We start from the raw sequence: 14096 nt of genomic DNA on the forward strand, positions 1-14096 counted from the left end.
ACTCGCCGATATTTGCTATGTCAATAAACGTAAGCACTTCTTTCATTTCGAAATCATGACATAAACGCTGTGGGTTTTACGCATGCCGATGATAAGCATTGCTATTTGATCCCACAGCGTTGTCTTAACGCGTTCGACTACTTTTCTATAGCGGGCTGCGGCTCCGGTTTGTGCAACGTCACCTGGCGCAAACCGGTCATGGCGAACAGCAACAGGATGCCGAGCAGCGCGGCGCCGAAGCCGAAACCGCTGGCGCTCATCGCCGGCAGCATGAAGGCGCCCATCGCCCCCAGCAGCAACGCGCCCAGCGCATCGCCCACCACGTTCTGCGCCGTCCACAGGCCGTTTATGCGGCCGAGGAAGTTGTCCGGCGTCAGGCTCTGGATCAGGCCGTATTGCAGCAGCGAGTTCAGCGCGCTCAGATAGCCGAACGCCACCAGGCACAGCAACGCCAGGCTGTACCACGGCATCAGGCCGAACAGGCCAATGGCGGCGAATGCCGCGATCGCCGTCAGCAGCATCACCCAGCCGGGGCGCGCCACGTGCGCCACGCGCCCGCTGGTGAACGCACCGATGGCCGCGCCGAGCGGCACGGCGGCGTACATATAACCGAGGTGGGCAGCGTCGATGTGCCAGCTTTCCGCCATCGCCGGGTACAGCACGCGCACCGCGCTGGCCATGGTCAGCAGCGCGCCGATCAGCGCCACCATGCCGATCACCTTGTTCTGGAACAGAAAGGAGAAGCCGCCCGCCAACGCGCGCAGCGGGTGTTCACGCGGCTGCGGTGGCGGCATCAGCTGCGGCAGGCTCAGCAACGGCAGCAGCGTCAGCAGGGTGCCGAACGCCGCCAGGCCATAGTTCCAGGCAATGCCCATATGGGCGATCACCAGGCCGCCAATCGCCGGGGAAAGAATCGAGCCGAAGCGCACCGTCAGCATGCTGATGGCGCCCGCCTGCACGATGTTTTCGCGGCCCACCAGCGCCGGCGTGGCCGCCAGCAGCGCCGTCACCCCCACCGCGCCGAAGAAACCGTCCCACACCGCCAACAGATAAATGGCCGCCAGTGAAGGCGACGGCAACAGGGCATTGAGGCACAGGCCGACGAAGCCGACGCCGCAGGTGGAACGTGCGAACAGGATTAGCCGGCGCCGCTCATAGCGATCGGCCAATACGCCTCCCATCAGCAGCCCGGCGAACATGCCACCGCCGGCCAGCGTCACCGCCAACCCGACCTGCAGGGTGGAACCGGTCAGCGCCTGGATCTGCACCGGGATGGCGATCGCCATCAACCCCAGCGCCACAATGGAGATAAAGCGCGCGCAGAACACCGCGCGGAAAGCCCGGTTAGTTTTCAACAGGCTGAAATCAAGCAGGATGGAGGGTTTGCTACTCATCGGTTGTTCACCACATCTTTAAACGGGGATTCTGCAATTGCGGAGCGCTATGCTAGCACAGATGACGAAATCAATAATGATAATAAAAATCATTGATATTCAATTGTGAGCAACCGCAAGAAACGCCGCCACACGCGGGGTAATCCCCGTGCCTGGCGGCGAGATGACGGGCGCGATCACAGCGTGCGCAAGATCCGGTTCAGCAGCGGCCCCAGCACTTTGAACGACGCCGGCGAAACGATATCGACATGCGCGCAGTCCAGCTCGTGCGCCTGCAGCGCATCGACGTACTGCGACCAGGTCTGCTGCACGTCCATCCCTTCCTGCAGCGTGCGTTTGGCGACGAACAGCGTCGCCTGGCCGTGGAAGCGAGCGGTACGCGTGTGCGACAGCAACCGCACCGAATCGGCGTAGTTGGCTTCGATGTTGTCGAACATCGCCGTGCGCGTCTCGGCCAGCGCCGGATCGAGCGTATCCTGCGACACCGCCAGAAACTGCTCGCGCTCGCGCTGCACTTCCTTCAACACGTTGTCGTCCAGCATCACGTCCCAGTTTTGGGTCTCCGGCGGATAAGTATCCAGCAGGCCGAGGAACGCCACCTCTTCGCCGCGCGCCTGCAGCCGGGCGGCGATGCCCTGGGCCAGCGTGCCGCCCAGCGAGTAGCCGATGAAGTGGTACGGCCCGTGCGGCTGGACCTGCAACACCGTCTGCAGGTGGGCATCCACCACCTGATCCATATCTTCGCTCAGCGCCAGCGGGCCATCCGGCCGCGGTGACTGGATACCGACCAGCGACCAGTGCTGATCGAGATAGCGCGGCAATACGCTGAACTGCCAGGAGAAGCCGGACGCCGGGTGCAGACAGAACAGCGTCGGCCCCTCGGTGACGCGCAGCGGCAATACGCTGTCGAAGCCGCTGCGATCGGCCTCTTCCTGCGTGCGATCTTCCGCCAGCAAGACAGCCAGTTGCTCAACGCGCGACGCCACCATCACCTGGCCGACGGACACCGCCTTGCCCAGATCGCGGCGCAGCTCCGCCGCCAGCCGCATCGCCAGCAGCGAATGGCCGCCGAGCGCGAAGAAATCGTCGTCGGCGAACACCTGCTCGCGCTGCAGCAAACGGGCGAACACCGCCGCGATCTCGCTTTCCAGCCCGGCCTGCGGCGGCCGCCCCGCCTTGCGTTCACCGCCCTGCGGCTGCGGCAAGGCCTTGCGATCCAGCTTACCGTTGGCGCTCAGCGGCAAATCGCTCATTTCCACCAGCGCCACCGGTACCATATGCGGCGGCAGACGGTCGGCCAAGGCCGCGCGCAGGGCTTGCGCATCCCAGCTCGCGCCAGGCTGCATCACCAGATAGCCCACCAGCTGGCGCGCATCGCCGCCGGCATCCACCGGCGTGCCCTGCAGCACCAGCGCGTGCGTCACCGCCTGGCGCACGCCCGGCAGCGACAGCAAGGCGTGGTCGATTTCACTCAGCTCGATACGCTGCCCGCGGATCTTCAGCTGATCGTCGCTGCGGCCCAAATATTCCACCGTGCCGTCCGGCAGCCAGCGCGCCACGTCGCCGGTGCGGTACATGCGCCCGCCCTCGCCGAACGGATCGGCGACAAAGCGGCTGGCGGTCAGATCCGGCCGGCCCAGGTAGCCGTGCGCCAGTTGCACGCCGGTCAGATACAGATCGCCCGCCACGCCCGGCGGTACCGGCCGCAGGCGCGCGTCCAGAATGCGCAGCCCGGTGTTCCATACCGGCAGACCGATCGGCACGTTGGCGCCGGTCACTTTCGCCAGTGCGTCGCCGTAAGCCGGATGCCAGGTCACGTCCACCGCCGCTTCGGTCGGGCCGTAGAGGTTATGCAACGGCACCGCCGTGCGGCTTTGCCACAGGCGGCACAGCTCCGCCGGCAGCGCTTCGCCGCTGCAGAACACCTGGCGCAACGCGGCGCAGCTCGCCACCGCCGCGTCGTCGTCCAGGGCAGCGACGAAGGCCGCCAACATCGACGGCACGAAGTGCATCGTGGTAATGCGGTGCTGTGCGATCAGCTGTTGCAGCTGCTGCGGATCGCGATGCGCCTCCGGCGGCGCCATCACCAGCCGGGCGCCGACCATCAGCGGCCAGAAGAATTCCCACACCGAGACGTCGAAACTGCACGGCGTTTTCTGCAGCACCGCGTCGTCCGCCCCCAGCGGATACTGGTGTTGCATCCACAGTAGGCGGTTGACGATCGCCTGATGGCCGACCAGCACGCCTTTCGGGCGCCCGGTGGAGCCGGAGGTAAAGATGATATAGGCCGCATGGTCCGGCGTCGGGCCCGCGATCGCCACCCCGGCGGCGTGATCGGCCGCCAGCGGCGCGTCATACAGCAAAATTTCGCCCTTGTCGGCGAAACGCGCCTGCTGCGCCGGGTTAGTGATGACCAGCCGGGGCGCGGCGTCTTCCAGCATCATCGCCAGCCGCTCGTCCGGATAACCGGTGTCCAGCGGCAGATAGGCGGCGCCCGCTTCCACGATCGCCATCAACGCCAGCGACAGGAACACCGAACGCGGCAGCGCCACCGCCACGATGTCGCCCGGCCGCACGCCCTGCGCCACCAGCTCGCGCGCCAGCGCCGTAACCTGCTCGCGCGTTTCGCGGTAGGTGAAATTGAAATGCGCATCCGCCAGCGCCGGTGCGTCCGGCGTGGTTTGCGCCTGCTGCGCCAGCAACTGGCTCAGCGTGGTCGCCGGCACCGGGTGCGCCGTGTCGTTGACCCGCGCCAGCAGCGCGTGATCGTCGGCGGTCAGCATATCGGCTTCGCCGATCGGCAACGTTGCCTGCGCGGCGAACTGCGCCAGCAGCAGCGGCAACCGCTGCAGGTGCGCCTGCAGTTCCTGGCGGCTGTAACGCTCGGCGTTGGCCAGCAGCTCCACCTTCAGCTGATGGTGTTCGTCGATAAACAGCGCAATCTCCAGATCGCGCACCGGCCCGGAGGCCAGATCGTGGGTAATGCCTTCGATACCGGCGAAATCCAGCTGGTAATCGAACATTTTGAAGTTGAAGACCGTGCCGTACAGCGGTTCGCCGTCGCCGATGCGGCCCAGATCGCGCTGCACCTGTTCGGCGTCGTAGCGCTGATGGCGGCGCACCGTTTTCAGCTCGCGGCTGATGCGGGTGGCAGCCTCATACAGCGTGGCCTGCGGCTCGAGGTGCATCTCCATCGGCAACACGTTGATCACCGGGCCGGCAGCGCACAGGGCGGCCGATCCGGTGCGGCGCATAAAGATAAAACCGGCGCTGAAGCTCGGTTGGCCGCTCAGGCGCGATACCCACAGCGCCACCAGCGCCACCGCCATATCGGCGGCGTTCAGCTTCTGCTGTGCGCCACACTGCACCAGTTCGGCGAAGGCCTGCGGATCGCAGCGCTGTTCCAATCGATGGATGCGCGGCGTGGGCGTTTGCCCAGCCAGCGGCTGCGGGCAGAGCGTGGCCGGCGGCGGCAACTGCCGCGCTTTTTCGAGCCAGAAATCGGCGTCGCGTTGCCAGGCCGGCGCCTGCCGGTAAGCCTGGTATTCCGCCACCACGTCGCTGAACGCCGTAAATGGCGTCGGCTCCAGCGCGTCGCCGCGGCAAAGGTGGGTATAAATCGCCGCCACGCGGCGAGCGATGGCGGTGAAGCTGAAACCGTCCACCAGCAGATGGTGATAGCGCTGATACCAGAACCAGCGATCGTCCGCCAGGCGCATCACCACATGGCGATACAGCGGTGCGCCGCTGCCGGCGCGCAGATCGCTCGCCAGATCGATGTCCATCAGCGCACGCGCGGCGGCTTCAGGGTCCGGCGACGTCGTCAGATCGACAAGTTCCGGCTCGTGCACCGCCAGCGCGTCGTCTAGCCATTGCACCGGCACGCCGTCGCGTTCCGCAAAACGCAGGCGCAGCATGTCCACCTCGTTCAGGCCCTGGATGATGGCCTGCAGCAGAGGCTCCACGGCAACAGGGCCGTTGAGTTCGATGGCATGTGCGACCGCGTAGGCATTGCGATGCGGGGAGATTTGATCGGCGACCCAAATGCCGGGTTGCGCCGTGACCAACGGCCATTCGCCCGCAAGCGCCGGGCCGCTGAGAGAGTTAGGGGTGTGTGACACTGCTTATTGCTCCCGTGATTACCTGGCGCCGGTCACGCCTCGCGTGCTGCGACCGGCAGAATGTCTTGCCAATGCTGTTCCAGCCATTCGGCGCACGCGGTGTGCGCCGCCGGGCCAAAGACGATCGTCCACTCGGACGGAATGGCGCGGAAATCCGGCCACAAACTGTATTGTTGTTGTACGTTGCGCAGCACCAGGCTGCGCTGCTGTTGATCATCGAACGGATTCAGGCTTTCCATCATGTGTTCCTCGTGCCGTCGCCGATGCCGGGTAAGCGGTGGCGAAAGCGGAAGCCCAGACCGCCTGCAGCCCATCGGTCAGGCCACTGCGCCAACACAGCGCGTCGTGCCCGCCTTCCACCACCCGGTAGTGCACCCGATGGCCGGCGTCACTCAGGCGCACCGCCATTTCGCCGCTGACCCGGTGCACCAGCTTTTCCTGCGAACCGGCTTCCATAAATACCTTCAGCGCGCCGTGGTTGCCCAAACCGTGCCGTTCCACCTGCTGCATCAGCCAGCAGGCATCGTCGGGAATGCTCGGCAGCTGCAGCATGTCGCGCCGCGGCCACCAGTAGGAACCGGACTGGGTGATCACCGCGCCGAAGCGCTGCGGCCAGCGCAGCCCGGCATACAGGGAAGCCAGGCCGCCAAAGCTTTGCCCCGCCACCACCGTGTCGGCCGGTTTGTCGCTGTGCGGCGCCCAGTCGGCCAGCTGCGGCATCAATTCTTCCTGCACCGCCAGCCAGAAATCGTCCTTGCAGGTTAATTCTCGCGCCCGGTGCGGCAGATCAATGATGTCGATCAGCACATACACCGCTTCCGGCAACGCCCCCTCGCGGGTCAGCTGCATCAGCGGCTCCCAAACCGGCATCTGCTTCGCCCAGAACTGGCCGTCGAGCAGGATCGCGAGCGGGCGCTCGGCCGGCTTACTGTCGCCGGTCGTGTAGATCCAGACATCGCGGCTGTTGCCCAGGCGCTCACTGCACCAGGTATGGCGCTGCAAACGCGCCGGCAGCGGCGGCGTGCAGCGCCCGCTGGCGATCTCATACTCGTCGAACGAGCGCCATACCGGCTGCGGCGGCGCATCCGGCATGTGCAGGCCGGAGACGCTGTGGCCGCTGGCGCTTTGCCAGGAGCGATAAGGGTTGAGCAGATCGGGGGTGGCGCTGGCGAACACCTGGTGCCACCAGTGGCGCAGGTTGTGCATGTTGGCGTGCGCATCGTCGCCGCTGAACGCCGGCGGCCGCTCGTCAAAACAGGGGATAAAGCAGTAGCTGCCGCGCCAGGCGCCGCTCAGCTCGGTCTGCCAGTACCACACGTCGGTACCGGCCAAACGCTGCAGGCTTTGCGGCGGATTCGGCTGGTGATGGTCGGTCAAGCAGTTAATGTTAATCCACACGCGACGGTAGGCGGAGGTCAATTCGCATCCCTGAGGATCGCGCCAGAAAAAGGTGGTTCGCCAGCGGCCGTTACCCGCCGGTTCTACCCATGGCGTACCGCGCCGTGCCACCGTCAACCACCACCCTGGACTGCCCGCATTGCTGCTGGCCAATAATCTGCTGCTTTCTGACTGTAGTTCTGTATTCACAACGCCTACCCATTTTGTAGTTGGCGGCACCGGGAACGTCGACTTTTCCCTATCGCCGGCCACCGCCCGAACGCACTGTACGCCAAATACTATTGATAATAATTTGCATTTGCAATAGTGTGTAAGGCTTGGAGATCGTGCTGGTATTGCGCGCAACGGACAGGGATCGGGGATACATCAATGGCATCCCTTGCCGCAGCCGATTTTCTATTTCCGACTACACAAAAACTACAACCGCCCTTCCCCCCCGTTCGGCGAGGGATGGCAGCAAGGTAGGACACTCAAATGAAAAGCAAGCTATCACGTTATTCTTTAGCCACTCTTATCGGCTTGGGATTGGGCGCGTCCGCGTTCGCCAACGCCGCGCAGCAGACCGACACCCCCACCACGGAAGAAAACAGCGGCGCAGCGGATAAAAAGCCGCGCGGCGAAGACACCATCGTCGTGACCGCCGCCCGGCAGAATCTGCAGGCGCCGGGGGTGTCCACCATCACTGCCGACGAGATCAAAAAACGCCCGCCGGCGCGCGACATCAGCGAACTGATCCGCACCATGCCCGGGGTTAACCTGACCGGCAACTCCACCAGCGGCCAGCGCGGCAACAACCGCCAGATCGATATCCGCGGTATGGGCCCGGAAAACACCCTGATTCTGATCGACGGCAAACCGGCCTCCAGCCGCAACTCGGTGCGTCAGGGCTGGCGCGGCGAGCGCGACTCGCGCGGCGATACCGCCTGGGTGCCGCCGGAAATGATCGAGCGCATCGAAGTGCTGCGCGGCCCTGCCGCCGCGCGCTACGGCAACGGCGCCGCGGGCGGCGTGGTCAACATCATCACCAAGAAGGCCGGCGATGCGCTGCACGGCTCGCTGAACGGCTACTTCAACGTGCCGCAGCACAAGCAGGAAGGCGCCACCAAGCGCACCGACTTCAGCCTGTCCGGCCCGCTGAGCGATTCCCTGAGCTTCCGCCTGTTCGGCGGCTACAGCAAAACGCAGGCCGACGCCTGGGACATTAACGAATCACACAAGTCCGAACGCGTAGGAGCTGCCTATGCCAGCAGTATCCCGGCTGGACGCGAAGGGGTGGTCGATAAAAACATCGACGCCTTGCTGCACTGGGACTTCGCCCATCTGCAGTCATTGGAGTTCGAGTACGCCTACGGCCGCCAGGGCAACCTGTATTCTGGCGATACCCAGAACACCAACACCAATGCCCTGGTGCAGAGCAACTACGGCAAAGAGACCAACCGCATCTACCGTGAAACCTTCGGCCTGACCCACCGCGGCGCCTGGGACAACGGCGTGAGCACCAACAACTACGTGCAGTTCGAGCGCACCCGCAACACCCGCCTGAACGAGGGCTTGGCCGGCGGCACCGAAGGCATCTTCGACACCAAAAATACCGGTTTCGGCACCACCAAGCTGGACGACTTCCTGGCGCACAGCGAAGTCAGCGTGCCGTTTGAGCTGGGCGTTTCACAGACCGCCACGCTGGGTACCGAGTGGACCCAACAGCGGATGAAAGACGGCACGTCCACTAGCCAAACGCTGATGGGCGGCACTATTCCCGGCATGGGCAACGGCACGCGCAGCCCTTACGCTTCCGCGCATATCTTCTCGCTGTTCGCCGAAGACAACATCGAGCTGACCGACACCACCATGCTGACGCCGGGTCTGCGTTACGATCTGCATTCAGAATCCGGCAACAACTGGAGCCCGGCGCTGAACCTGTCGCAGGAACTGGGCGACTACTTCACGCTGAAAATGGGCATCGCCCGTTCTTACAAGGCGCCGACCCTGTACCAGACCAACGGCAACTACCTGCTGTACAGCAAAGGCCAAGGGTGTGCGGGCAGCGATGTCAGAAACGGCTGCTACCTGCTCGGTAACGACGATCTGAAGGCGGAAACCAGCGTCAACAAAGAGATCGGGCTGGAGTTCCATAACGAAGGCTGGCTGGCCGGCGTCACCTACTTCCGCAACGATTACCACAACAAGATTGAAGCGGGTAACTCGCGCATCGCCACCAGCAGCACCGGCACGGCGGTCTATCAGTGGGAGAACGTACCGAAGGCGGTGGTGCAGGGGCTGGAAGGCTCGCTGAACGTGCCGGTCAGCGAGACCGTCACCTGGAGCAACAACGCCACTTACATGATCGAGAACAAGAACAAGACCACCGGCGATTACCTGTCGGTGATCCCGAAGTTCACCGTCAACTCGACCCTCAGTTGGCAGGCTACGCAGGATCTGTCGATGCAGTCCACCCTGACCTGGTACGGCCGTCAGAAGCCGAAGAAGTACAACTACCAGGGTAAACCGGCCACCGGCGGCGAAACCCGCGAGGTTAGCCCTTACGCCGTCGTCGGCGCCAGTGCGACCTATGACCTGACCAAAAACGTCAGCGTCACTGCCGGCATCGACAACCTGTTCGACAAACGCCAGTTCCGCGCCGGTAACGCGCAGAACGTGGGCGACCCGATTACCGGCGCGATCAACATCGCCGGCGCGGGCGCGGCCACCTACAACGAACCGGGCCGTACCTACTACATGAGCATCAACACCCACTTCTGATGACATGACCCAACGACAAAGGGGGCTCAGCCCCCTTGAGGTAAATGACAAAGCGGATGACGTTGCCGGGCTTTCATTAGGCGACAGATAGAAAACAAGGAAAATCAATTCATTGATTTTCGGCTGATAACCACAAAAGGAGGAAAAACCACGCTTTTTCCTCCTTTGTCAGCCACTAGAAAGGGCGCCTCAGCGCCCTTTTTTTATATTTATATTCAGTTACCTGGTGTGCAGTTGAATGCGCACCACGCTTTCCGGCTTGCCGGCCTTGGTGGAAGCGCCGTCGTTTTTCACCGTCACGAACAGCGCGTCGCCTTTCGGATCCAACGCCAGGCTGTTAGGGTGCGGCGGCAGGGCTACGGTTTGCAGGCGCTTGAGCGTTTTGGCGTCGAACACCGTCAGCGTCCCGGCGCCGTGATCCACGCGTACCCCTTTGCGGTTGGCGACATACAGCCGCTGGCTGCGCTCGTCGAGTAGCAGGCCGATCGGCACCTCATCCGTCAGCTCGCTGGCCAGCACTTTGCCGCTGTCCGCATCCAGCGCAAACACCCGGTGGCCACTGCTGCGCTTCACGTAGTCGTGCCCCAGATGATGGTTGCGGTAGTCGTCGCGATCGATGCCCTGATCGACGCCCAACAGGCGATTGCTCGCCGGGTCATACACCAGGTTCAGCAGCTGATCGGCCTGTACTTCGTGGGTGGCGGTGATCGCCAGCGTGTCGGCGTTAAGGGTGATCACCTGCCCCTGCATGTTGGAAACGAATACCCGACGGCCCTTCTCATCCAGCGTGATGCCCACCGCGTTGTAGCCGAAGCCCGGGATCACTTTCTCCAGCTTGCCGGCTTTGGTATCGACCACGTACAGCACGCTGTCGACGCCAAAGCCCAGGCCCGGCAGGAACAGACGGCCGCTTTGCGCGTCATACTTGAGCTCGCGGAGGCGGTACAGGTAGTCCTCGGTGATTTTGAATTTCTTCAGCTCCGCCAACAGGAAATCCAGACGCTTGCCGCTGATGCCCGCCTGCTTGTAAGCCTGCTCCAGCACCGCTTTGTCCAGCAGCTTGATGCTGCCCAGCGCGTGGTTGGTAGTGGTGTCCACCACCCCGACTTCGCCGTTGAAGGCCTGCGTCAGGTACAGGCGATTGCCCGCGTCGTTCAGCGCCACGCCGAAGCCTTTCACCTGCAGTGGGATCTCTGCCTTGATCGCCAGGGTGTTGGGATCCAGCCGCAGCACGCGGGAGCGCGCCTCTTCCTTCCAGTCCGGCGCGCTGACGAACAGCGCCTGTTGCGAGGTGCTGTAGGCCATCTCCACCACCGTCGACGATAGCGCCTCGCGCTTGATGTCCTGCGGTTTGATGCCGACATCGTCCGCCTGCGCGGCGCCGGCGACCACCAGAGAGGCCGCCACCAGCAGCGACAGTAGCGCGCGCGGGGTTGCTAGGGTTCCAGACATCCTTTTATCTCCTTGAAAATCATGCTTTCGGTTAGAGTGAAACAACGTCATGCCTGCGGCCCGGGCGGCAGCGCCGCCAGAGCGATATCGCCAGCGATGTGCTGCGCAAACTGGGTAAAGACGTGCTGAACGCCATCGGCGATCAGATTGGCCTGCTCCTGGCTGTAGTGATCCTGACGGTAGGTCATCATCACCCGCAGGGATTTCTTCCCGGCCAGATCGTCTTCCATCACCTCAAACTGCAGGCCGAGCAACGATTCGGCTTTCTCCGGCTCCACCTGACGGTAGGCGATCGCACTGCCGTCCTGCAGCCGGAACTCGCCGTTCAGCTTGATGCGGCTATGGATCTGGATGAACACTTCGAACATGTGGTTCTTGCGGTCGGCGTCCACGCCGAACAGCCCTTCTTCCACCAGATCGATCGGAATGTCGGTGTACGGCAGCGAGCCATTGATGGTGTTTTTCACCTGGCTGACCAACCCGGCCACCGTCAGCCCCTCGTCGAAGCGCACGCGGTGCACCACCACGGTGGTGAAATAGCCGACGGTATCGAAGAACTCGGCGTCGTTACGGCCGGAAGTCGAGGTGCCCACCAGCAGATCCGCCGGGCCGCCCAGCAGACGCAGCGCCGAGGTAATCCCGGCATACACCACGTTGAACAGCGACGCGTTGTTGCGGCGGGCAAGCTGATACAGGCCTTCCGCCACGGCAGGATCGACCTCGAACTCCAGCCAGCCGCCGTTGACGTCCGCCGGTGCCGGCACCGCCGGATGGGTGGATGCTTCTTGCCGGAAGATCGGCTGGCCGACCGGCGCGCCGCGCAGCGCATCAAGCCAGTAGTCCAGATGTTGCTGCTGCACCCCGGAGGCCCGCTGCTGCCGGGCGAAAGTGTGGAACTGCGGCGGCTGCCCGCTCCACTGCGGCGCCTGGCCGACGACGCGATGGCGATAGGCGATGCCCAATTCGTCCATCATCAGGTTGAGCGACCATTCATCCAGCACCACATGGTGGAACAGCAACGACAGCAGCTGTTGGCCGTTGTCCGCATCGCGCAGCAGCGTGGCGCGCAGCGGCAGCTCGGCGGCCAGATCGAACCGGTGCTGGCCGGCGTCGGCCAACAGGGCGGCGGCATTACCCGCTGGCGTCTCGTGAGAGAAGCGGAACCACTGATAATCCGGCAGTTCTGCGGCCGGCACCACCACCTGCACCACCTCCCCCTGCTGCTCGACAAAGCGTGAACGCAGCACGGTATGGCGAGTCATGACGTCGATAAACGCCTGGTGCAGCGCCGTTTCGTCCACCGCATCGAAGAAGCGCAGAGAGAACGGCAGGTTGAAAATCTCGTCATGGCCGAAGGCTTCATACACCTTCCACAGCGATTCCTGCGCCAGCGACAGTGGCGCCTGCGCCCCCTCATGATCGTCGGCGATGGCTAGCGCGGCATTCGGCTGCGCAACGTTCAGGCGTTTGGCGTAGCCCGCCAACCCACGCGCCGTCGGATGGCTGAACAGATCGTTAATGTTGATTTCGATCTGATGCAGGCTCAGCAAACGGCCGATCACCCGGGTAGCGACCAGCGAATGGCCGCCGCGATCGAAGAAGTCTTCATCCAGGGTCATTTCCGGCGCCACCAGCGCCTCACGGAACTCCTGCAAAATCAGCGGCGCAACGCTTTCGTTGGCGTCGCCGTTCGCCGCCGGCGCGGCCATCGCCGGGGAAACGGCCTCAGCCACCGGCAATGCGACGGCAATTCGCTGCCCGGCCAGGAACGCGCTGAACTGCTCCAGCAGGAAAGGCGCCGCGTGCGGAGACAGGCGCGGGTCGGTGACCAGCTCCAGCGTTAACGCTTCCGCTTCGGGCAAGCCCAATAGCAGCGCCAGTTCAAACGGCGTATGCAGCGGCGGCAGCAACAGGCGTTCGGCGTGAACGCCTTCCAGCCGCCACTCTGCGGCCAGATCGTCACGCCAGGCCACCAGCAGCTGCGCCCGCTGCGGATCCGGCTGTTCAGCCACGGCCTGCGCCAGCAGCCGCTGCCCGACGTCGCCCTCGCCATGCTGCACGGTCAGGCGCATCAGCGGCGCCGCCGTCAGGCCCAGATCCAGGCCGACGAACTCTGCCGTTTCTGCGGCCGGCACGCACAGCTGCACCGCTTGGCCGCCGGCCTGCGTGGCGACGAACTCGGCAAACCGTGCCGCCACCGCCGCCAGCAAGGCCCGCGGCGTGTCGTTGGCGGGCAACAGCGAGCGATCAATGCGTGTGACCACGCGCGCGCCCACCGGCGGCAACGCTTCAGTACGCTGCGCCGGGCTGCGGTAATCCTGCAGCGAGACCGCCTGGCGCGCCCAGGGCAGCTGTGGCGCCGGGATTTCCGGCAGCTCGACCGGCGCCGCCGCGAAAGGCAGAGGCATCGCATCTCCGTTATAGCGGGCGGACAGCATCGCCGGCAGATGGCGCCACGGCAGCGCTTCCGCCAGGATGTCATGCAATACCACGCCCAAAATCACGTCATCGGCAGGCGTGAGCAACAGCAGGCAGCGCAGCGGCGCTTCGCTTTCCAGTTCAAATGGCGCCGCCTGCACTTGCAGCAGACGACAAATGGCGTGTTGTTCATCCGCCACCTGACGCAGGCTCACCGGCAACGGCGCCGAATCGGCAGCGCGTTTAACCAAACCGTTTTCGTCATCAAAAACGTAACGCACGTTCACGCCCGGCGTTTCCCGCACCAGCGCTTGCAGCGCCGCCGTCAGTTGGGCGATATCCACCTCTCCCGTCAGGCGCCAGGCCAGCGCCCGCTGCCCGCGTGCGTCACCCTGCTGCAGATGGGCAAACCATGCCCGTTCTTCGGCTTCGCTTACCGGCCGCTCGCCGTTCGCCGACGGCGCGCCCAGCGCCTGAAACGCGCTCTCCAGCCGCTGGGCCTCTTCATCGCTCAGAATGCTGTCAAAATCACCGATCACTGCGTTATCTCCTT

General features: G+C 64.1%; 7 protein-coding genes. 1 reads left to right on the forward strand and 6 read right to left on the reverse strand.

The window, feature by feature from the left end:
* Window positions 1-137: 137 nt before the first annotated feature.
* The 4 genes from entS to fes all read right to left on the reverse strand — a co-directional run bounded on the left by entS (window position 138) and on the right by fes (window position 7102).
* Window positions 138-1394, reverse strand: coding sequence for an enterobactin transporter EntS (entS, locus tag ACJ8J4_RS16885; RefSeq protein ID WP_197836456.1), 1257 nt, complete (start codon window positions 1392-1394; stop codon window positions 138-140).
* 176 nt (window positions 1395-1570) lie between these two features.
* Entirely contained in the window at window positions 1571-5515 is a 3945-nt protein-coding gene (locus ACJ8J4_RS16890; RefSeq protein WP_264383776.1) for an enterobactin synthase subunit F, read from the reverse strand.
* A 32-nt stretch (window positions 5516-5547) separates the two neighbouring features.
* The gene (locus tag ACJ8J4_RS16895) at window positions 5548-5754 is read right to left on the reverse strand and encodes an MbtH family protein (protein WP_025304965.1); all 207 of its coding nucleotides are present in this window, start codon (window positions 5752-5754) and stop codon (window positions 5548-5550) included.
* Complete coding sequence (fes, locus tag ACJ8J4_RS16900) at window positions 5729-7102, reverse strand: enterochelin esterase (RefSeq protein ID WP_075201420.1); 1374 nt, start codon at window positions 7100-7102, stop codon at window positions 5729-5731. The genes ACJ8J4_RS16895 and fes overlap by 26 nt, the downstream gene beginning before the upstream one ends.
* Before the next feature lie 285 nt (window positions 7103-7387).
* Here fes and ACJ8J4_RS16905 point away from each other — a divergent pair, with 285 nt between their 5' ends.
* Window positions 7388-9673, forward strand: coding sequence for a TonB-dependent siderophore receptor (locus ACJ8J4_RS16905; RefSeq protein ID WP_264383775.1), 2286 nt, complete (start codon window positions 7388-7390; stop codon window positions 9671-9673).
* 219 nt (window positions 9674-9892) lie between these two features.
* Here the strand turns inward: ACJ8J4_RS16905 and ACJ8J4_RS16910 are convergent, their stop codons facing one another.
* Entirely contained in the window at window positions 9893-11125 is a 1233-nt protein-coding gene (locus ACJ8J4_RS16910) for a YncE family protein (protein WP_164063767.1), read from the reverse strand.
* Window positions 11126-11172: 47 nt separating this feature from the next.
* Window positions 11173-14082, reverse strand: coding sequence for a condensation domain-containing protein (locus ACJ8J4_RS16915; RefSeq protein ID WP_264383774.1), 2910 nt, complete (start codon window positions 14080-14082; stop codon window positions 11173-11175).
* Window positions 14083-14096: the final 14 nt, after the last annotated feature.

Source organism: Serratia sp. CY47280 (genome assembly GCF_052168655.1).
Lineage (GTDB): Bacteria > Pseudomonadota > Gammaproteobacteria > Enterobacterales > Enterobacteriaceae > Serratia > Serratia bockelmannii.